Below are 21312 nucleotides of genomic sequence, written 5' to 3' on the forward strand. Positions count from 1 at the left end.
GAAAGAAGGGTTTTGAGAATGAAACTATTGACGGTTGCGATACCTTGCTATAATTCGCAGGATTACATGGAGCATGCAGTAGAAACCGCGTTAGTAGGTGGCGAAGATGTTGAAATTATTCTGGTAAATGATGGTTCTTCAGATAAAACGGCTGAAATTGCCGACCGTCTGCAAAAAGAACATCCGACGATTGTACGGGCGATTCACCAGGAAAACGGGGGCCACGGGGCAGCAGTAAATACCGGTCTTGCCAATGCAAGTGGTTTGTATTACAAGGTGCTCGACAGTGATGACTGGTTTGACAGAGGGGCATTCCTTAAGATTTTGGATGTGCTTCGCAGTTTTGTGGAAGATGGTTCCGGCGTGGATATGCTGCTTGCTAATTATGTTTACGAAAAGCCAAGCCTTCACAAACACAAAGTGATTCGCTACGATGGCGTTTTTCCGGAAAATCAGGTATTTACGTGGAATGATGTAAAACGCTTTAAGATTAGTCAGAACATTTTGATGCATTCGGTTATTTACCGGACGAAAATGCTTCGCGACTGCCAGCTTGAACTGCCAAGACATACGTTTTATGTAGATAACATTTTTGTTTATAATCCGCTTCCGTTTGTGAAAAAAATGTATTACGTGAATGCCGATTTGTATCGTTATTTTATCGGAAGAGATGACCAGTCGGTAAACGAAAAAGTAATGATTGGACGTATCGACCAGCAGATTAAAGTCAACAAATTGATGATTGATGCGTATGATTTGACAAAAATCAAGAACAAAAAACTGCGCGATTACATGGTAAAATATTTGACAATGATGATGACGGTTAGTTCTGTATTTCTCATTAAAGAAGGCTCGGAAGAAAGCCTGCTGAAACGCGAGGAATTATGGGAGTACCTGAAAAATAAAAATAAAATCATGTACCGCATGATAAATAAAATGGCACTGAGTAAGCCGATGCAGTTCCGCAGCAAAGCCGGCAGAAAGATTGTCGTGTGGGGTTATAGTTTGTCACAGAAGATTTACGGATTTAATTAGAAATTGATGGAAAAAGAGATAATATTGCTGGAGGGAAAGGAGTTTATATGATTACAGCACAGTTTATTTTATTCTTTTTTGCGTTTCTTATAATTTGCATGTTTGTTATGGGAGCATTAAACCGGGATTTGAGAGATAAAAGGTATTTATCGACAATGGGTTGTCTTTTGTCTGTTATGTTGATTGTTTGTGTATGCTTTTTTCCATTTCCGTATCAAGATGAATTATTGCAGACGATGATTACGGATGGAGAAGGACTGGGGAATAATTTTATTCCGTTTCATACAATAATATCTATTTTTGGTGAAGCAATAACATATCATACATATGGCACTTTGTGTTATCAATTTTTTGGAAACATTCTTTTATTTATACCTTTTGGTTTTTCACTTTGCTATTATTTTAAAGAAGGCAAAAAGTTTTTCAAGGTATTATGCTGCATTATTCTTGTAACAGTTTTAGTAGAAGTTTGGCAGGGAGCATTTAACGCTATGTTACAAGTAAATTACCGTTGTGTTGATATTGATGATGTAATGTTAAATACCATTGGGGGAATTTTTGGCTTTTGTGTGGCTTATTTTGGGATTCCGCGGTTGCAGACAATTTTTAAGAAAACAAAGAATAATTAGTACAAGAAAAGGAAGAAACATTATGCCCTTCTATGGCTATTATTTGATGAGTTAGAAGGATGGAAATGTTTTGTATCTTTGTATACGAAAATAACAATTTGTAGGACGCTTACTCAGCGTCCTACTTCATTTAATAATTCTTTTTTCATTTCATACAACTTGTCAGACAAATCAACAAATACTTCCTGAGGATTAACCAGACGTCTTGATTCTTCCCACATCGTTTCCAATTGCTCCTTGCAGTGTTTTTGAATTTCCATAACGGATGGCGAGTCGTAAACACACTGTCCGTTTTTGAAAATAGGAACTAAAATTTCTTTCATCGTGTAGGTGCCGCCTTCAAGACGCGTTTTTTTCCAAGTAGCATTCGGGTCAAAAAGAAGCAAATCTTCGGATTCGTCAAAGGTTTCGTCCGCAAGTGTTATGTAATCGGCACGGATTTTTCCGGATTCTTTGTCGTAAATGCGGTAAACCGTTTTGTTGCCAGGATTTGTGATTTTTGCCGGGTTTTCGGATAATTTGATTTTTGGAATCATTTCTCCGTCAATTTCTACCGCAGCCAATTTGTATACACCGCCAAACGCAGGTGTGTTTTTGGATGTAATCAGGTTTGTGCCAACGCCCCAGGAATCAATGCAGGCACCCTGTGAGAGCAGAGAGTCAATCAGATATTCATCCAAATCACTTGAAGCACAGATTTCGGCGTCCGGAAATCCCGCATCGTCTAACATTTTTCTTGCTTTTTTTGAAAGGTAAGCAAGGTCGCCGCTGTCGAGACGAATGCCATATTTTTTCGGCATGCGGTTCTGCTCACTCAATTCTTCAAATACACGGATGGCATTCGGTACGCCCGAACGAAGGGTGTCATAGGTGTCAACAAGAAGTGTCGTGTTATTTGGATACAATTCGGCATATTTGCGGAATGCAGTCAATTCATCCCCATAACTCATAATCCAGCTGTGTGCGTGCGTGCCAAGTGCGGGAACATCATATTCTTTTGCGCAAATTACGTTGCTTGTACCAATACATCCGCCAATGACAGCCGCACGTGCCCCGAATGTACCGGCATCCGGTCCCTGTGCGCGCCGCAGACCAAATTCCATAACGCCACCGCCCTTTGCTGCATAGCAGACACGGGAAGCTTTTGTTGCAATCAGGCTTTGGTGGTTAATCAGATTTAAGAGTGCTGTTTCCACTAACTGCGCCTCTAAAATCGGTGCGACAACTTTTAAAAGCGGCTCGCGCGGAAAGACTACGGTACCTTCCGGAATCGCATAAATATCCCCTGTAAAATGAAAACTTGCAAGATAATCCAAAAAGTCTTCATCAAACACGCCAAGACCGCGTAAGTAATCAATATCCTCATAATCAAAGTGAAGGCTTTTGACATAGTCAATTACCTGAGCCAGTCCGGCACATACGGCATACGCACCATCATCCGGATTCTGACGGTAAAATAAATCAAAAACAACACAATTTGATGCATGATTTTTAAAATAGCCCTGCATCATTGTGATTTCGTAAAAATCAGTAAGCAGAGTAAAATTTCGATTATCCATACTAACCTCTCAATCTGCGCAAAACTCAAAAAGTGCGCGTTTGCTTTTCAATCGTAATTCTTATTTTAGTAGAAAAAGAGATATCTTTCAAGTTAAACTGAGTTTTGGTTTGTGTTAGGGGGCGTTGGCGCCTTTTTGGTTTTCGTAATTTATCAAGAAAAGTTTGTGCTTCGTGGGTGCTCCCGCTTAACAAACGCGTAAGGGTATGGGCATGCAAAATACGCAATGCCTCATACCCACGTGTTTGTACCCACTCACCCCAAATCTTTTCTTGATAAATTACGGGGAATCCAAAAAGATTGCTAACGAACCCCTGATGCAAACTAATAACTTTGACCTCATATGCAACCTTTCTTCTCGGAAAAAGACAAAAGAGCTGCATGCCTTTTGAACAAAAGCAACCCAAAACAACGGAAAATTAGAAGAAAGAGTTGCATAGAACCATAAAGCCATCTTGACCATACATATAGTTCCCCTCAATTTTTTTGATACTATACTGGAACCCAATTGGCAGCAAATACTTAACATAGCTCAAATATCATTGAAATTTCTCAAAAAGAAAATGTCGATATAAATCACTTGCTTTTTAAATAATAGTAATACTTAGTTGTGTATATATCTATGAAATTTGTAATATCTTAATTGCCTGTAAATTGGGATTAAAGACTAATATAGATAATGACAATAGAATAACTAAGGAGTATAATAAGTAACTACAGGTGTTGTATTACGTGGGAATTGAAAGAGAGGGATAAATGATGAATATAAGTTGGAAACGTGTTTGGATTCTTATAAAAAAATGGAGACTGTTTATTATTAGTTCTGCTATAGCAGTTCTCTCATTAATATTTGTAATAAAGACATATGGCGAAACAAATGAGAGTTGTAAATTGATTAATGATATTGCAGTGTCCTTTTTTTCTGGGGCTCTTTTTGCTGATGTAACTTTTTTTGTTGAAATAAGAATTGCAACGCAAAAAGAATGGCAACAATTTGCTAATGTTATTTCAAAATACATTTTTGAACTTGACAAAAAAATTTTCGAATTAGAGAAGGAAAACATTCTAACAGAGGATAGAAATAGAATAAGAGAATTGGAACACATTAATGAGTGCATTGGAGAAATGATTGATGAGATACGTCAGTATAATATGATATATTTTCTGAAGGCATATCAAATGGAAGTTTTTTTAGGAAAATTGTTATGTGTTATTGAAAGATATCTAGAGATTATTAAAAAAGAAGAGAAAATAGAAAAGCAGAAAAAACTTTTTTCTAGATTAATGAAGAAATTAATTATAGAGAAAGAGGTGCCCGTTGAAGAAGCGGCAGAGGTGTATCCTTATGATTCTTTTTGCGAAAATGATTTAGATGAAGTTGATAAATTGGTATTAAATGGTATGAGTGATTCTACAATGAATGATAAACTAAAAATTTGTGATGATTCTGACCTTTCTCATGGAACGGAGTATAGTTTTGCAGAGAAACTAAAAAAGAGATATAACATTGTTAATTATTATATTGTACATGTTTTGCCGAAGGAGCATTTTTTGTTTTAGTACTCCAAAACTGATTGTACGCAGCCTTAGAATAGGAGCGTTTCTTGTTAAGCATTTTTTATAAGAGAAAGAATCATACTAAGTTTCAAATGCGTAGTTTGTGACAGGGGGGCACTTCCGATTTTTTGTTTTCTAATAAATCATCAAGAAAAGATTTGGGGTGAGTGGGTACAAACACGTGGGTATCTGGCATTGCGTATTTTGCATGCCGATACCCATACGCGTTTGTTAAGCGGGAGCGCCCACGAAGCACAAACTTTTCTTGATGATTTATGGAAACCTAAAAAATCGGCAACGACCCCCTACATTGACAATAACTTTCCATCTATGGTAAAATTACTATACTTGTGCATGACAGACAGTTTGGGAGGTGGATGGTTGTCATGAATAAAAATTATGACCCGTACAAGAAGACGATTTTGTTCTTCTTTTCCTTAATAAGCGTGGCATTGATGGCGACAGTTTTTGCGTATTTCTGGTACCGCGTGTACTGGGACACGATGTACTTTTTCCATTTCTACCGCAAAGGTAACTGGGCTTTGATTGGGCTTTACGCAATTTTAGTGTACTTTTTCTCAACGATGTATGGGGCACTCAGAATTGGACAGCTGCGGCGGATGGAAGTGGTGCTGTCGCAGTTTTTAGCTACATTTTTAGCAAATATTGTGATGTATTTCGTGATTTGTCTGCTGGCTTTTGGGCTTGTCAATCCGGGATACATGATTTTGATGCAGTTAATTGACTGCGTGATTGCGGTTGTTTGGACAGTTGTGACGAGACGATTGTATAACCGCATTTTCCAGCCGTGGAAAATTCTTCTGATTTATGGTGACAGACCGGCGTCGGAGTTAGTCGATAAATTGGAGACAAGACGTGATAAGTATGCGATTTACGGGGCAATTGATGCCCATGCCGGAATCGACCGCATTGCCGAGACGGTGAAAGATTATCAGGCGGTTTTGATTGGAGATATTGCGGCGGAAACAAGAAATGAAATTTTAAAATATTGTTATGGAAATGGAATCCGGGCGTATGTAATGCCGAAGATTTCCGATATTATTTTGATGGGTGGCGACGAAATTCATGTGTTTGACACCCCATTTTTGCTGTCTAAGGGATATTCTTTGAGTTTCGACCAGCGGTTTTGGAAGCGTACGGTAGATTTGCTCATTGCGGTGCCGCTTACGATTTTATTGTCGCCGATTATGCTCTTGGTGGCATTTGCGATAAAATGCTGCGACGGAGGTCCGGTTTTTTACAGGCAGGTGCGGTGCACGAAAGACAATCGGGAATTTTCTATTTTAAAATTCCGCAGCATGATTGTGGATGCCGAAAAGTCGGGAGAAGCCGTTCTTGCCAAAGAGCATGATGAGCGGATTACGCCGGTGGGCCGTTTTTTGCGTGCTGTCCGGTTAGATGAACTGCCACAGCTTTTTAACGTGCTTTCCGGGGATATGTCGCTTGTCGGACCGAGACCGGAGCGGCCGGAAATTATTGCAGAATACCAGAAAGAAATGCCGGAGTTTGTTTTCCGCACCCGTGTAAAAGCCGGAGTGACCGGATTTGCACAGATTTACGGAAAATACAACACCGTTCCCTATGACAAACTGAAACTGGATTTGTTTTATATTGAAAATTACTCTCTGTGGATGGACTTGAAACTGATTCTTATGACAGTAAAAACCGTTTTGAAAAAGGACTCGACAGAGGGCGTGGATACCGACCAGACAACGGGATTGAAAGAACACACCGAGGGCAACGAAGAGGTCGAACGCAAGATTCAGGAATATACATCCAGGGAGGAATCGCATCATGAGTAAAAAAGCATTACTGGTAACAAGAGTCAGCGGCTTTGTACCACAGTTTGAAATGAACAACGTGAAAATATTACAGGAAATGGGATATGAAATCCATTATGCGGCAAACTTTGATGTTGTTGTGTATGGAAAAGACAATTCCCGGCTGATGGGCACGGGAATCCACCGACATCATATTCCGTTTGGGCGCTCGCCATTTTCCAGGGATGTGCGGACGTGCTATTTGGCGTTGAAAAAACTGATGCTTGAGGAAAAATTTGATTTGATTCACTGCCATATGCCGATGACAGGAGTTCTCACACGCAAAGCGGCAGAGAAAGTATACAAAATGACAGGAAGAAAAGTTCCTGTTATTTATACCGCACATGGCTTTCATTTTTATGAGGGTGCACCGGTTTCCAATTGGAAATATTATGTAGCGGAAAAGCATTATGCGAGATATACGGATAAACTTTTGGTGATTAATCAGGAAGATTATGCGAGGGCAAAAAAATTCCCGATTCGCGGAAATGTGGAATATGTGCAGGGTGTTGGCTTGAAACCGGCCCCTGAAAAAGACCCTGATTTTGATATGCGGAAAGCATACGGAATCCCGGCGGACCACAAAGTAGTTGTGAGTGTTGGCGAGCTGACGGAAGGAAAAAATAATGAAGTTATGCTCCGGGCGATGGATCGATTCCGCAGAAAAAAACTGACGTATCTTATTTGTGGTACTGGTGCGATGGAAGAACATCTGCGCACCGTGGTGCGGGAGATGCATCTTGATGAACAGGTGGTATTTGCCGGTTACTGTGAGAAAATTCCGGATGTTCTTTTGCAGGCAGACTGCTTTGCCTTTCCATCGAAGCGTGAAGGACTTCCGGTAGCGATGATGGAGGCAATGCGTGCCGGACTCCCGGTGCTTGCCTTAGATATCCGTGGAAACCATGATTTGATTTCCGATGGAGAAGGCGGATTTTTATTTGAAGAGGGAAATGCATCCGATTATGTAAAAGGTCTTTCCTTTTTCTTAGATTACCCGGAAGAGGCAAAACGGATGGGTGAATGGAACAAAAAAAGAGTGCAGGATTTTTCGATTGATTTAGTGGAAGAAAAAATGCGGAGAATTTATGCAGAGGCAGAAAGCGGGGAATTGAAATGAAACTTTTGACGGTGTCCATAGCCGCCTATCATGTGGAGGATTATCTTCGTGAAACATTGGATAGTTTTTTGATTCCGGAAGTAACGGACCAGTTAGAAGTTTTGATTGTAAATGATGGTTCCGGTGAAGGGGTCAATGAAATTGCCCGTGAATATGAGGCTAATTATCCGGATGTATTCCGTTTGATTGATAAAGAAAATGGCGGTCATGGTTCGACGGTAAACCGCGGAATCGAAGAGGCAGCGGGTAAATATTTTAAGACCGTTGACGGGGACGATTACGTGTCCGCAGAAGGCTTGAAAGAGTTGCTTTCATATCTTCAGACCGCAGAGGCTGATTTGGTGGTGAATGACTACCATAGTTTTAACGATGCTTCCGGTGAAATGGTGAGTGAGATGCACCATGAATTTCCGGAAAAAGAGTATCGGAAAACGTATCCATTTGAGAAAGTCTGCGGCAAAGTTTACATTAATATGCATGCTGCTACTTACCGCACGGAATTGCTGAAAAAAATGGGAAGACGTCTGGATGAACATTGTTTTTATGTGGACGCCGAGTATAATTTGTATCCGATTCCGTTTGTGAAAACAATTGCGTTTTTGGAAAAGCAGGTGTACTGTTACAGACTTGGGATGGAGACGCAGAGTATGAACATCCGAAATATGCAGAAAAACTGCGCACACCATGAGATGGTGCTGACACATTTGCTGGAATTTTATAAGGAAGAAGCAGAGCGTCTGACGCCGGAGAAAAAAGCATATGTGGCGGAAGGCGTAGCGAAAATATTGACAAGCCAGTATAAAATTTATTTGAGTTATCCGGCAGAGGCGGTTCACAAAAATCAAATTGTGGCTTGGGATAAACGAATTAAAAAAGAATTTCCGGATATTTACCACAGTGTGACAAACCGTGCCGTGAAAATGCTGCGGCATAGTGGGTATGGATTGTATCGTTTGGCGTCGTATTTATGCCGGAAGGCATACGGATGCGACTAGAGAATGGAGGTAGTGTATGTCATTATTTGTTGCCAGAATAAAGGGCTTTGTCCGATTCAAAGATTTGATGGGACAGCTTGTGAGCAGGGATTTGAAATTGAAATACCGCCGCAGTGTGCTGGGCTATTTGTGGAGTGTATTAAACCCGCTGTTTATTATGATTATCATGGCGATTGTATTTTCTAAAATGTTTACGAGAGCCAGTATTACTAACTTCCCGGTATATTTGATGAGCGGCCAGGTTATGTTTAACTTTATGAATCTGTCCACGAAATCGGCGATTCAGTCGATTAACGGAAGTGCATCACTCCTCAAAAAAACATATGTACCGAAATACGTTTTTACCGTTTCAAAAATTATCAGTGGTTTGATTGACTGTGTATTTTCAATGGGAGCGCTTTTGATTGTTATGTTATTTACCGGGGGAGAATTTACGTGGCGGCTTTTTCTGTTCCCGCTTGTGCTCGCACAGAATTTTGTATTTACGATGGGGCTGGGACTTTTCTTGGCCGCAACCAATGTATTTTTCCGGGATATCCAGTATATTTACAATGCCATTACAACGGCATGGCTTTATTTGACACCGATGTTTTATCCGATTGAGGCACTGCCACAGAATCTTCAGTACATTGTATCGCATCTGAATCCGATGTACTCCTATGTTTCACAGTTTCGTATGCTGACGCTGCCAGGGTTCGTGCCGGCTGGAATCAGTATTATGTGGCTCATTATAATTGGAATTGTGTCGGCATTTCTGATGCTCATCATCGGACTGTGGGTATTTGTAAAGACGCAGGACAAATTTATTTTGTATATTTAAGGAGGAGAATGGCGTGAATGATATTGCAATCGATGTAAAAGATGTGACGATACGGTTTAATCTGGCATCGGAAAAAATTGATAATCTAAAAGAATATTTTGTAAAATTAATCAAACATGAACTTCTCTTTCAGGAGTTTCTTGCCGTCCGGGATGCTTCTTTTACAATCCGTAAAGGAGAGGCGTGGGCGCTTGTGGGAAGCAATGGTTCCGGCAAGTCAACACTTTTGAAGGCAATCAGCGGAATTTTGAAACCGTACAAAGGGGAGATTGTTGTAAATGGAACGATTTCTCCGCTATTGGAGCTTGGCGCCGGTTTTGATATGAATCTGACGGCAAGGGAAAATATCTTTTTGAATGGAACAGTGCTTGGACATTCTAAGAAATATATGCAGGAGCATTTTGATGAAATTGTGGAGTTTTCAGAACTTCATAAGTTTTTGGATTCGCCGGTGAAAAACTTTTCATCCGGTATGCGTGCAAGGCTTGGCTTCTCGATTGCTACGATTGTGCGTCCGGACATTTTGATTGTGGATGAGATTCTGGCGGTTGGCGACTATTCGTTCCAGCAGAAGTGTTTGAAGCGAATGGATGAAATGATGGGCGGCGGAACAACGCTTTTGTTTGTATCACATTCGATTGACCAGGTGCGTAAACTCTGCGACCATGCGGTGTGGATTAATAAGGGACAGATTATGCAGATTGGCGAGGTAAATGAAGTGTGTGATGCCTATATGGCAACTCAGAAGAAATAGAGGATAAAAATGATATTACAGAATTTAGTTTTTCCAAAAGAAAATATTTGCAATGAGCCGGAGCTTTATTTCCATGGGACGACAGACGGAAAAATACCGGCTGGAAATGAAGCGGATTTATTTACTTATTTTAATAGTTTTTCGGCTTATAAATGGAAAATGTATACGAAAATAAAAGAGGTTCGATTCCGCCTGCGCTGTAAGGGAAGCTGCATGGTTCGACTGTGGGATGCCGGAGTTACGGGTGGAACAATGGCATTGACTGAAAATTTTACCAGTGAGAGACATAGGCAGGCAGATCCGGATGAGGTTTCTCTTTCCTTTTCTCTGGCAGACGTAAAGGGAATTGTTTACGCAACGGTTAGGGCAGACAGTGATACGGAGATTCTCGGTGGATGTTTTGAGACAGTTTTTGAACCCATCCAGTTAGCGAAAATAGCGATTGGAATTTGTACATTCCGGCGCGAAGAATTTGTGAAGAAAACGCTGGAAACTTTAAAGCGTGAAACGATGGAAAATCCGGATTCACCGCTTTATCAGAATGTTTATGTTTATGTGTCGGATAACGGACAGACGCTTCCTTGCGAAGAGTTGTCAAACGACAGAATTTTTGTGATGCCAAATCGAAACACCGGCGGCTCCGGCGGTTTTGGACGCTGCATGAAAGAAGCATATGAGGATAGGGAAAAGTATGGCCTCACACATATTTTATTGATGGATGATGATATTGTACTGGAACCGGAGTCACTTTTCAGAACGTATACACTTCTTAACTTCTTAAAAGAGGAGCGGAAAGGGGCTATGCTCGGCGGAGGGCTTTTGCGTCTTGATATCCCTTACATTCAGCATGCGAATGGAGAACTTTGGCAGGGGGGACGTATTGGTTTTACTAAGCGTGGCTATGATTTACGGAGAATGACAGATGTTGTCCGCAATGAATATAATCTCCCGATGGACTATAATGGCTGGTGGTACTGCTGCGTGCCGTTAGCAGCACAATTTCGTGGTTTTCCGCTTCCAATTTTTATTCATGGCGACGATATTGAATATGGTCTGCGTTTCGATGGAAATATTATGACAATGAACGGAATTGGTGTGTGGCATGATGCGTTCGATAATAGAAAGGCGTCTTCCATGGAATATTACGATATGAGAAACACATTGATTGCCTGTGCCATCCATCATCCGGAGTATTCTCGTCTGCACATGATAAAACGTGTTGCGAGACATCTTATTGGACAAATGCTTCATCTTCGCGTGAAAGATCAGGAATTGACGATGAAGGGCGTCGAAGATTTCTGTAAGGGAACTGATTTTTTGAAGGAACTAGATCCGACAAAACTTCATCCGGAAATCATGAAAATGGGTTATGCCATGCAGGATGTTTCGGATGATTTACACAAGTTTGGCGTTGATGTGGAAAAGACAAAGCCGCAGCCTTCGCATTTATATGAGGACGGTGGTTTTGCAAAGAAACATTTGCTGTCTGTGAACGGATGGCTTCTTCCGGCGAAAAAAGAGACGGCGGTGCTTCCTATGGGCGTGCATCCGGATGCTTTGTATCGCAGAAAAACGGCTCTTTTATACGACCCGGACACAAGCCGTGGATTTTATGTCGAACGGAAAGCAAAAGATTTCTTTGCAACCATTGGCAGATGTTTCAAAATGGGCTGGCTGCTTGCAGGCAAGTATAAAAAGACCGTGAAAGATTTTCAGAAAAATGGTGCGGAATTGATTTCGTATGATTTCTGGAAAGGGTATTGATGGCGGGGGAGATTTATAAATTATAAAAAAGGGGAATGTAGTTTCGTTATGAATGAATATGTAAAAAATTTAAATCGAATTGAATTTGTTGTAACAATGGCATGCACCGGAAAATGTAAACACTGTTCAGAAGGGGAACATACAAATTGCAGAGGGCATATAGACACAGCACTTGCCGTAAAATCAATTCGTGAAATATGTGGACAATATAAAATTGAATCTTTGATGACATTTGGTGGAGAACTACTTATTTATCCGGAAGTTGTCTGTGCGATTCATAAAATGGCAACGGAGATGGGAATTAAAAAAAGGGAATTAATCACAAATGGTTATTTTTCAAGAAAGAAAGAGCGGATAAAAGAAGTTGTTAAGAGTCTGGAAGAAAGTGGTGTTGAGAGCCTGCTTTTATCAGTTGATGCTTTTCATCAGGAAACAATACCCATTGACCCAGTAAAGTATTTTGCTAAGTGCGTTTCAAATTCAAAGATACACATTGAGTTAGGTCCTGCATGGCTTGTTAGTAAAGAAGATGACAATCCGTATAATCTGAGGACAAAAGAAATATTAAAAGAATTTGAGGATTTAAAAATTCCCATTGGGGCAGGAAATGTCATTTTCCCGAGTGGAAATGCGTTAAAATATCTTGGGGAATATTTTGATGAGGAACTTTCGTATTCGTCGCCCTATGATGAAGACCCATATGATATAAGGGCAATTAGCTTTTCGCCGGATGGAAGTATTTTAAATGGAAATATTCATAGGAAAAAGATACTGGATATTTTAGAAGAATATCAGCCATAAAGTTAAGTCTTTAAATTGCAAAAAAAGTCGAAAAAAGCAAGTTTGTGCATTTGAGTGCACAAACTTGCTTTTTTCGTAAACTGTTTTAATATTTATTCTTAAATATTTTCCCCCTGATATTATCGCAGTAATAACAGTAACTCTTATAAATCCACCGATAAATAAATTTCGATTTTTTCATCGACATTTCAAACGATTTTGTATGGTATGACTTTCCATGCATCCAGTCGACAATTGTCTGGAAGGTTACCGGAGGAGCGTATTCCTCAGCACGCTCACCAAGTGCCACGGCATCCTTGAGGCTTCCAAAGACATTCAGCAGAATCGGATCGTCGGTTGTCTGCTTGAAGTTTGCCATGCCAAAGTCATACAGGTAATGGCCGGTTGTAAATTCATCCTCTAAGTTGAGTGCACAGAAATCCTTTGCAAAGCGAACCAGATAAGTTTCCAATGCCTGATTCATTTCTTCGTCATTTTCACAGGAATTAAATACCGGCTCGATGCGTCCATTTTTCTCTTCGTAGGTTTCGATGGTACGATACGGAAGATTTGCAAAAATGGATTCTGCAAACACAACGGAATGTGTGTTGCAGGTGTAGTTGTAGCGGATGGATTTGCCGATGGTCGGGTAAATGCTCCGTACATAATACATCGGGTCATCTACTTCGTGACCGGCGGCATCGGCTAACAATCTTGTCAGGCAGTCCTGTGTATAGCCACGGCCCCAATACTCAACAAAGGCAAATGGTTCGTTGAAATCAATTTCCTGACGAAGATAGTCGGAAACGATGACACGCTGCTTTTTGGCAACGGCAAGCAAATGTTCTTTGTAAGCATCGGAACGTTTTAATTTCTGGCTCACATCAGAAATTAACTGGTCTGAATAACGCTTCGTTGTTTTTAAGTAACCAAGCTCCGGGAAGAACTTATCAAATGCTGCTTCGTCAATCAAAAGGGCGGAAAGCAATTTGTTGAAATTGCGAACGCCGCTGAAGTTGCCGTAAGGCTCGAAAAATTCTTCATCCACTTTGTCGATAAACGATGGCACACGCCATGCTTTTCGTGAACCGTAAATATATTTTGTGCGCAGCGGAAGTCCTTTGCTCTCAATTACGGCATCCGCCATAAGTTTCAAATAATAGCCGTCACGGGAAATAAAATAAAGTGTTTTGTAACCTCGTTTTAAGGCGTCGTGAACTGCCCAGTGAACATAAGGAACGAAATAAAGACTGGCATATTTGTAGGCAAAAGTCTCTTTGTCCGTGTGCTCCTCCAGGCGGAAGTTGCGGAACAATTTCACAACACTGTGCATACCATATTCTTCAATGTAGGCTGCCATATGTTTTTCATAGTTGTCAAGTTCCGGAACCGACACCGGCTGTGTGTGGATGCCAAGACGGGATGGCTGGGTGTCATCGGCAAATTTATTATCGCCAATGTGAATCCATTCCGAATAATGGTAGTCGAGAGAACTATAAACTTCCAAAAATAATTTTCTGGTTGTTTTTTGATAACCTTTATCACTCGATAAAAACAGTGGAAGTGTGGCAAGAAGCGGGTCCGCTTTTGCTAACATTTTCTGAATCGTTTCTTTCGGCAAATACATATCACTGATTAATACAACATCGTTTCCTTCGGCAAGATACGATTTGAGCATATCAATGTGGTCGGTTAAAGGAATGACGGAGCGGATTTCTTCCTCGCACTCCCATGTAATCAACTGCTGTTTCTGCTCATCGGTGAGAGGAAACAGTGTTGCCATGTGGTCATAAATTTCCGACAACTGGATTTCCAAATGGTCGTCATTTCGGATTAATACCGACTTTTTATAAAACTCACGCACATTGGATTCGCACCAGCGGCGAATCTGCGAAAATTTGCGGATAAAATAGCTGTCGTAGCCACAGTCAGACTGCTCCAGTTTTTTGCGGACATTGTCGAAAACGCTGGAAGGATGACAGCACTGACGTGAAAACAGGGTATCAAAAATATCGAAACTGTAAAGTTTCGGAAATTCTCGTTTTTCCGGCGTGAAAGAAAGTGCGGTGTCGATAATCCGCTCGCAGTCATTTTCATCCGAATAAGACCAGAATAACTGATTGATTCGGTCGAGTTCTTTTTTCTCTGTCTCTTTGCAGGAAGCAAGAGCTGCAAGTAATTCATCAAAATCAGATGCTTCGGTTCCGCAGGTCATTTCTCGTACATCGAAAACAAAATCGCGGAAATTTTCTTTGTCATCAATATCATAAAAATACCTAATAAAAGTTTTTACTCCACGCGCTAATAAATCATAGAAAATGGAGGAGTAATCAACAATGGCAATGTCGATATCGGAAAAGATTTCGTACACATCATCTTCATTTTCCCAGAAATAAAAATTCGGATGTTCACGATATACTTCTTTCATTGCGAGATACTGAGTGTCTTTTTCCACTAAAGGATGCATTTTTAATATCAAAAGAATGTTGTTTTCATGAAGGACTTCTGCTAGACGTTTCATATCCGGAAGAGCGGACTTCATGAAATTAGCACCATTATTATCGCGGTAAGTAGGGCAGTATATTGCCAGCTTGGTATCGGCAGACAGCCCTTTCTTTTTGCGAATATCATGGTCGTAACTTTGAATGTTATCGTTCACAACACAGCGTGGATAGCCTGCACGGATTACTTTGTCATCATCAATGCCGCACTGCTCTTTGAAATGTTTTTCCATAATTTCCGAGGTAACTAAAAAGAGCTGGTTGTTGCGAAGAATATCGTTGTTTTGAATGTATTTTTTCGCAATGCGCTCCTGAAGAAATCCGTCGGTTACCTTTCTTTCGATACTCTTGCAGCCAACGCCGTGCCACAGATTCAAAACGGTAATACCGGAAAGTTCCGGCTGAAATACTTCTTTACACATTTCAACGACATAGACACCGGCTTTTTTCATGACATCTTTTCCTTTGGAAGAGCGGTAAAGTTCTGCCTCGTAACCAAGTTTATGCACGTAGTTCATCGTGTCTGCATTGTAGCACATCCAGACCGGTTTGATTTCTTTGTGATGTCTTATGATATATTCAAACATCCATTTTGGATTGCCGGCAAAGCTATTTCCGGCGTTAAAAATCCATAAATTTTTATCTCGTTGTTCGCTCATTTTATTACTCCTTACATTCTTAGTTCTCTAATATATGAAGAATTTGTTCACATGCTGTTCCTTTTTCAAAAGAACCCATGGTTTCAAAATGCTGTTTGTACAAAGTTGTGAAGTCTTCGTCCCGGTATTTGACTGCCATGTCGGGAAGTGCCGCAATGTCTTTGCATTTCAAATACGGCCATGTGTCATATGGAACAAAGAAACCGCGGTCCATTTGTTCGTATTCTTTCAGGCGGTTTTCCAATAAGAAAACCGGGCGCCCGGTCAAGGCAAAATCCCAGATGCAGGAAGAAAAATCGGTTACCAGTAAATCACTGGTGTAAAGTAAGTCCTGCATTTCATAATAGGCATTTCCGTCAAGAATCCGCTCATCAAGGGATTCATTTGTTTCCTCTCGGAAATAATGTGAGCGGTAAAGAACAATCCAGTTGCTTTTGGTCGCTTCTTCTAAACGGTCAATTGTTTCTGATAAATAGCGCAAATCGTACTGCTCTTTTTCCGGAGCAGTCATCTGAAAACTTGGCGCAAAAAGCAAAATTTTTGTCTGCTCGCTTATATGATAAAAGTCCTGTACACGTTTTTTGATTTCCGGATGCTTGGAGAAAAAAATATCGTTTCTTGGCGTTCCGGTTTCCAAAAAGATTTTTCGGTCTAACGAAAATGCTTCGGCGTACATGTCAGTGCATGCTTGGCAGGAAGACACAAAGTAATCTAACCGCTTATACCATTTGTCGAAATTTGCGGCAAAGGTTTTATCTTCGTTTATTGTTTCTTTGCCGACTTTTTTATAAGCACCGCCACCATGCCAGGTTGTCAAAAAGATTTGTCCTCTTTTTTTGACAAGTGCTTCATCAATCATATCGTTAGTGATAAAAATACCACAGCGCAGAAATAATTTAAAATAGCTTAAGCTTCGCTGGCGCACGACTGTAATTCCGGTCCGCATCGTACAGGTTTCCGGAAAACGGGTGACCCAGATAAGTTCGTATTCTCCCGGATGTTTTAACCAAAACGACTCCATAAGAATACTTGGGTTGCACACATAGCCCTTGCGGTTATTCGCATAAAACATAATCCGGTTTTTTTTGACCGGAATAAAAAACAGCAGGTACTGAAGAAGTCGTGCTATTCGTATTTTTGCTTTCATATTAAAACGCTTCCTCTTTCCTTTTTCATAACCTCAATATTTTACTACAGAGCATAAATAGATGTCAAGTGTTGACAAATCAAGGGGTTGGCAGTTGTTAAGGATTCCATAAATCATCAAGAAAAGTTTGTGCTTCGCGGGCACTCTCGTTTGACAAACGCGTAGGGGTATCGGCATGCAAAATACGCAATGCCAGATACCCACGTGTTTGTATCCGCTCTTCACGAACTTTTCTTGATGATTAAATGCAAGCCTAATAAGCTGCCAGCAGATACTTGTTAGTGAATCTCTCCTGCACGAATTAGGTGCGCAGTTTTGAAACAACGCTTTTCCTGCAATTTGCTCTATAGGGTTGCATGTGTTAGGCTTCATCTGGAGAAATTAGATGGCACAAGCAACTCTTTGTGGTAATTTTCGCTGTTTAGGTTGTTTTTTTCTTATATATTTTCTTGATGAAAGTTGAATGTGACGAAAAAATGCAACCTTTTGAAGAAAATAAATGGAAAAGAGTTGTTCCATAGGGGCAAATGTTAGTTGTTTATCTTTTTAGGTTTCCGTAAATTAGCAGGAAAAGATTTGTGGTAAGTGAGTACAAACACGTGGGTATCAGGCATTGCGTATTTTGCATGCCGATACCCCTACGCGTTTGTTGAGCGTGAGCGCTCACGAACCACAAACTTTTCCTGCTAATTTACGGAAACCTAAAAATTTTAAAAGCAACAAACATTTGAAAAAAGGATGACAAAAACAGAGGAGTTTCATATAATAAGTGTGAAGATATTTCTTTGGGGATTTATATGTCAGAAAAGAATAATTTTTTGTATGATGTCAGTATGTCCTATGTAAATGCCGGATGGCAGGAGCGTTATTGTGCGCTGGTAAAGTATCTTGATGCATATCTGAAGGAGAATTGTGGTGAATTTTTTGCCGATTTGCAGCTTTACCAGACCGGGCCGATGAATTATGTAGTAGTGGCGGTGTATTATGATGTGCCGGGTGTCGGCGAGGCTCTTCCTAAGATTCTTGGATTTGTAAATGCAAAATATCGGGAAGTTGTTGGACATAATGTAAGACGAAAGCAGATTTTGAAGTTTGACTTAGCAAAAAAATTACACGGGCAGAGTGAAGTGTGTCTGCACGCTTCCTCGGAAGAGATGGAGGAATCAGAAGATGAACAACCGCGAGAGGATTATGCGTCTTCGACAGGAGAAGAAATTAGACAGGAACGAAATGATACAACTTCTTGAAACAGCAAATAGAGAGGACCGAGAGTTTCTTGCCGCACAGGCGAGAGAGGTTCGGGAGAAGATTTATGGGAAGGACGTATTTGTACGGGGGCTGATTGAATTTACAAATATCTGCCGCAATGATTGTTATTACTGCGGGATACGCAAAAGTAACGAAAAAGTGGAGCGGTACCGCCTGACGCCGGAAGAAATTTTGTCCTGTGCCAAAGAAGGATATGAATTGGGGTTTCGCACTTTTGTGCTGCAAGGCGGCGAAGATGGCTGGTTTACGAAAGAGCGGGTGGCTTCGATTGTCCGGGAATTAAAGAAACAATTTCCGGATTGTGCAGTGACGTTATCTATCGGAGAGCGCACCAAAGAGGAATATGAATGTTTTCGTGAGGCGGGGGCAGACCGTTACCTTCTGCGCCACGAGACGGCGGACGACGCTCACTATAGAAAACTGCATCCTCAGGAAATGAAACTTAAAAACCGTAAAGAATGTTTATTTACCTTACGTGAACTTGGATATGAAGTAGGTGCCGGTTTTATGGTAGGCTCGCCGGGACAGACGGTGGAGTGTCTTGTTGAAGATTTTGAATTTTTGCAGGAACTGAAGCCCCATATGATTGGAATCGGACCGTTTCTTGCCCATCAGGATACACCATTTGGTGCAGAAGAAAATGGTTCCTATGAGCAGACACTTTTATTATTAAGTATTCTTCGTCTGATGTTTCCGGGGGTGTTACTTCCTGCGACGACAGCACTTGGAACAATTGCACCGGATGGACGAGAGCAGGGATTATTGGCAGGAGCGAATGTATTAATGCCAAATTTATCACCGGTTTCTGTGCGGAAAAAGTACGAGCTGTATGATAATAAAATATGTACCGGGGAAGAGTCGGCACAGTGTAAAGATTGTTTAAGCAGGCGTGTGGAATCGGTTGGCTACCGGATTGTGACTGACCGGGGAGACAGCCGGATTGAGAAATAGGAGGAACGTATGATAGCGTATTTTTTGGCAGCATATTTGATTTTAAATGGAATTGTATTTTTGATTTACGGAGTGGACAAGTATAAAGCAGTTCACAATAAGTGGAGAATCCCGGAAACTACCCTTCTTGTTATCGCTGTTATTGGTGTAATAGGTGCCTTTGCCGGAATGCATGTTTTTCATCACAAAACACGTAAACCAAAGTTTTATGTAGGGGTTCCCGTTATCTTTTTCTTGGAGGTGCTTGCTGTTATTGGTATTTTTTGTGCGGGTGGGAAATACATGGGGAACACTGCCAAAAAAGAAAATGCAGCGAAAACGGCGAGCCTTTCTTCCACATCAAGGGAGGGATTAAAAAGAGGGGAAGAATTTACCATTGAAAAACAGGAGTTTAAGAAAAGTCTTTCGCAGGAGTCTTTTTCGATTCCATTCAATACAATGGATGAGTGTTATCGTGTGGGGGACTTGTTTGTGTCTTTTGATTCGGGAACAAAATCAAAAATAAAGATTTATTTTTGGAATCCAAAGACAATGAAAGTTCCGGCTGTATATACATATCGTGAAAATGTTGAAAATTATGATGATTCGTTATTTGCAGCGAATGAGAGCGGACAATATGTGATTGCGCAGATTGCCGAAAAGTTAATTGTATTTAATTTTTTGGGAAAGGCCATGAAGGAGATTTCAATTGAAGAAGGCCGGCCAACAGATATTATGGAAAAGGATGGGAAACAATACATTTTGACATCATCGACGCTTTATGTCGGCAGTATCCAGTCGGGATTTCGTAAGGTGGGAAGCAATTCTGACAAAGAGGAAAAGAAGAATGCCGAGGAGGATAGATGGTCGTTAGAATTTTTATTTTCCTGTGGAGATTATGTTTATGTATTGATGACTGTGCCTGCTAAGTATCATAGTTTTAGTTGGTTGTGGCAGATATCATTAAAAAATGGCGAGTGGAAAAAAATCATGGACGAAATGCCCGGCTTTTCTTTTGATAAGGATACAAAAGAAGTGGCAGCGGGAATTGAAATTGGCGAAAAAAATGCTGAGGTATTGTATTATAAATTCCATGAAGATGGAACGTATGAAAAGAAAAAAATCAAGGCGATTCCGGGAGCTGTGGAAAATGGAGTTATTTACACCGCATCGAAAAAAGAATTTCTCGCTATTTCGGTGAAAGACAACAAAAAAACGGTGTTAAAGCATGTAGGGCGGTATTGTGAAATTGCAGATTTAAAGTATGAAAATTTAAGTAATGTAAGGCAGGAAAAAAAGGGGAAAATTATTTACAAGGTATCCGTTTATTTGTCGGAGAAACCGATGAAAAACCGGTATGGAAAGCCGATGCCGGATTATGAAAATTATTACTGCTATGATGTGGAAACAAAGCAGACGCAGACAGTGAATACAGGTGTCAGCTATATAGATTTTGATTATGCGGAAGGAAAGACATATATGAAAAATCGGGAAAAATGGCTTACACTTGAAAAGGAAACGAACATGGTAGAAATGGCAATTGATTATATGTATGAGGATAATGCGACACCGGATAAAAGAGTTGTGCGTGTGGCGCAAAAAGACAAGCAGGAAAAGGTAGTCTCGGATAAAGTGTATACTTTTTGTGGAGACGAACAAGGAAATTGCCGGATTGAAGATGTGACTGGCAAGTATAGAACGCTTGAGAAGAAAGAAAAGTGGTTTACAATTACAGCAAAACAAGTAAAAACGATTTCGGATAAGAAGTTGTTAAAAGGGCTGATGAAAACGGATGAATAGGGGCACGCATGTGATATGTTTTGTCTTGCATGTTGTAGAAAATGATGTTAGACTATAAGAGATAAGCAGACAGAAAGGATACTTGAATTGATGGAGAAGATGGAGAAAACATCTTACAATGAGTAAATTATTTATATGTCAAGGAGGGGGAAT

Annotated in this window: 16 protein-coding genes; 13 read left to right on the forward strand and 3 right to left on the reverse strand. The window is 40.5% G+C overall.

Translation table 11 applies throughout. From position 1 onward, the window contains the following. The first annotated feature begins 18 nt into the window (after positions 1-18). Positions 19-1035 carry a glycosyltransferase family A protein gene (locus DW019_RS08855; protein WP_118443146.1) on the forward strand — a complete coding sequence of 339 codons (1017 nt, stop codon included), beginning with the start codon at positions 19-21 and terminating at the stop codon, positions 1033-1035. Positions 1036-1082: 47 nt separating this feature from the next. Further along, complete coding sequence (locus DW019_RS08860) at positions 1083-1664, forward strand: VanZ family protein (RefSeq protein WP_118443147.1); 582 nt, start codon at positions 1083-1085, stop codon at positions 1662-1664. Between the two features lie 113 nt (positions 1665-1777). Here the strand turns inward: DW019_RS08860 and DW019_RS08865 are convergent, their stop codons facing one another. Further along, the gene (locus DW019_RS08865) at positions 1778-3223 is read right to left on the reverse strand and encodes a nicotinate phosphoribosyltransferase (RefSeq protein WP_118443148.1); all 1446 of its coding nucleotides are present in this window, start codon (positions 3221-3223) and stop codon (positions 1778-1780) included. Positions 3224-3978: 755 nt separating this feature from the next. Here DW019_RS08865 and DW019_RS08875 point away from each other — a divergent pair. The 8 genes from DW019_RS08875 (at position 3979) to DW019_RS08910 (ending at position 12874) form a co-directional block, all read left to right on the forward strand. Then, the gene (locus DW019_RS08875) at positions 3979-4782 is read left to right on the forward strand and encodes a hypothetical protein (protein WP_118443150.1); all 804 of its coding nucleotides are present in this window, start codon (positions 3979-3981) and stop codon (positions 4780-4782) included. Positions 4783-5165: 383 nt separating this feature from the next. Continuing rightward, positions 5166-6602 (forward strand): sugar transferase, encoded by a 1437-nt coding sequence (locus tag DW019_RS08880; RefSeq protein ID WP_117478150.1) that lies wholly within the window; start codon positions 5166-5168, stop codon positions 6600-6602. After that, positions 6595-7740 carry a glycosyltransferase gene (locus tag DW019_RS08885; RefSeq protein ID WP_118443151.1) on the forward strand — a complete coding sequence of 382 codons (1146 nt, stop codon included), beginning with the start codon at positions 6595-6597 and terminating at the stop codon, positions 7738-7740. The genes DW019_RS08880 and DW019_RS08885 overlap by 8 nt, the downstream gene beginning before the upstream one ends. Continuing rightward, the gene (locus DW019_RS08890) at positions 7737-8735 is read left to right on the forward strand and encodes a glycosyltransferase family 2 protein (protein WP_118443152.1); all 999 of its coding nucleotides are present in this window, start codon (positions 7737-7739) and stop codon (positions 8733-8735) included. Before DW019_RS08885 ends, DW019_RS08890 begins: the two co-directional genes overlap by 4 nt. Positions 8736-8751: 16 nt before the next feature. Next, positions 8752-9555 (forward strand): ABC transporter permease, encoded by an 804-nt coding sequence (locus tag DW019_RS08895; RefSeq protein ID WP_022377398.1) that lies wholly within the window; start codon positions 8752-8754, stop codon positions 9553-9555. Between the two features lie 13 nt (positions 9556-9568). Continuing rightward, the gene (locus tag DW019_RS08900; protein ID WP_118443153.1) at positions 9569-10309 is read left to right on the forward strand and encodes an ABC transporter ATP-binding protein; all 741 of its coding nucleotides are present in this window, start codon (positions 9569-9571) and stop codon (positions 10307-10309) included. 9 nt (positions 10310-10318) lie between these two features. Then, the gene (locus DW019_RS08905; RefSeq protein ID WP_118443154.1) at positions 10319-12073 is read left to right on the forward strand and encodes a glycosyltransferase; all 1755 of its coding nucleotides are present in this window, start codon (positions 10319-10321) and stop codon (positions 12071-12073) included. A gap of 48 nt (positions 12074-12121) precedes the next feature. Then, positions 12122-12874: a radical SAM protein gene (locus DW019_RS08910; protein ID WP_118443155.1), complete on the forward strand. Its 753-nt coding sequence runs from the start codon at positions 12122-12124 to the stop codon at positions 12872-12874. 85 nt (positions 12875-12959) lie between these two features. Here DW019_RS08910 and DW019_RS08915 read toward each other — a convergent pair whose 3' ends face one another. Further along, positions 12960-16013 (reverse strand): CDP-glycerol glycerophosphotransferase family protein, encoded by a 3054-nt coding sequence (locus DW019_RS08915; protein WP_118443156.1) that lies wholly within the window; start codon positions 16011-16013, stop codon positions 12960-12962. Positions 16014-16032: 19 nt separating this feature from the next. Then, positions 16033-17160, reverse strand: a complete 1128-nt coding sequence (locus DW019_RS08920; protein WP_118443157.1) for a CDP-glycerol glycerophosphotransferase family protein — start codon at positions 17158-17160, stop codon at positions 16033-16035. Positions 17161-17957: 797 nt separating this feature from the next. On the opposite strand from DW019_RS08920, the gene DW019_RS08925 reads away from it, so the two are divergent. From DW019_RS08925 to DW019_RS15735, 3 genes are read left to right on the forward strand one after another with little or no spacing between them, the layout of a single operon-like run. Further along, the gene (locus tag DW019_RS08925) at positions 17958-18407 is read left to right on the forward strand and encodes a hypothetical protein (RefSeq protein WP_022376064.1); all 450 of its coding nucleotides are present in this window, start codon (positions 17958-17960) and stop codon (positions 18405-18407) included. After that, positions 18331-19380: a [FeFe] hydrogenase H-cluster radical SAM maturase HydE gene (hydE, locus tag DW019_RS08930; RefSeq protein WP_117478142.1), complete on the forward strand. Its 1050-nt coding sequence runs from the start codon at positions 18331-18333 to the stop codon at positions 19378-19380. The genes DW019_RS08925 and hydE overlap by 77 nt, the downstream gene beginning before the upstream one ends. A 9-nt stretch (positions 19381-19389) precedes the next feature. Then, positions 19390-21159 carry a DUF1294 domain-containing protein gene (locus tag DW019_RS15735; protein ID WP_117478141.1) on the forward strand — a complete coding sequence of 590 codons (1770 nt, stop codon included), beginning with the start codon at positions 19390-19392 and terminating at the stop codon, positions 21157-21159. The last annotated feature ends 153 nt before the right edge of the window (positions 21160-21312 follow it).

The sequence above is a fragment of the Clostridium sp. AF37-5 genome, assembly GCF_003477605.1.
GTDB lineage: Bacteria > Bacillota > Clostridia > Lachnospirales > Lachnospiraceae > Eubacterium_F.

Excerpts from the sequence above, each read along its gene's own strand:
- DW019_RS08855 (WP_118443146.1), top strand. The coding sequence starts at position 19 with ATGAAACTATTGACGGTTGCGATACCTTGCTATAATTCGCAGGATTAC.
- DW019_RS08860 (WP_118443147.1), top strand. The coding sequence starts at position 1,083 with ATGATTACAGCACAGTTTATTTTATTCTTTTTTGCGTTTCTTATAATT.
- DW019_RS08865 (WP_118443148.1), bottom strand. The coding sequence starts at position 3,223 with ATGGATAATCGAAATTTTACTCTGCTTACTGATTTTTACGAAATCACA.
- DW019_RS08875 (WP_118443150.1), top strand. The coding sequence starts at position 3,979 with ATGATGAATATAAGTTGGAAACGTGTTTGGATTCTTATAAAAAAATGG.
- DW019_RS08880 (WP_117478150.1), top strand. The coding sequence starts at position 5,166 with ATGAATAAAAATTATGACCCGTACAAGAAGACGATTTTGTTCTTCTTT.
- DW019_RS08885 (WP_118443151.1), top strand. The coding sequence starts at position 6,595 with ATGAGTAAAAAAGCATTACTGGTAACAAGAGTCAGCGGCTTTGTACCA.
- DW019_RS08890 (WP_118443152.1), top strand. The coding sequence starts at position 7,737 with ATGAAACTTTTGACGGTGTCCATAGCCGCCTATCATGTGGAGGATTAT.
- DW019_RS08895 (WP_022377398.1), top strand. The coding sequence starts at position 8,752 with ATGTCATTATTTGTTGCCAGAATAAAGGGCTTTGTCCGATTCAAAGAT.
- DW019_RS08905 (WP_118443154.1), top strand. The coding sequence starts at position 10,319 with ATGATATTACAGAATTTAGTTTTTCCAAAAGAAAATATTTGCAATGAG.
- DW019_RS08910 (WP_118443155.1), top strand. The coding sequence starts at position 12,122 with ATGAATGAATATGTAAAAAATTTAAATCGAATTGAATTTGTTGTAACA.
- DW019_RS08915 (WP_118443156.1), bottom strand. The coding sequence starts at position 16,013 with ATGAGCGAACAACGAGATAAAAATTTATGGATTTTTAACGCCGGAAAT.
- DW019_RS08920 (WP_118443157.1), bottom strand. The coding sequence starts at position 17,160 with ATGAAAGCAAAAATACGAATAGCACGACTTCTTCAGTACCTGCTGTTT.
- DW019_RS08925 (WP_022376064.1), top strand. The coding sequence starts at position 17,958 with ATGTCAGAAAAGAATAATTTTTTGTATGATGTCAGTATGTCCTATGTA.
- hydE (WP_117478142.1), top strand. The coding sequence starts at position 18,331 with ATGAACAACCGCGAGAGGATTATGCGTCTTCGACAGGAGAAGAAATTA.
- DW019_RS15735 (WP_117478141.1), top strand. The coding sequence starts at position 19,390 with ATGATAGCGTATTTTTTGGCAGCATATTTGATTTTAAATGGAATTGTA.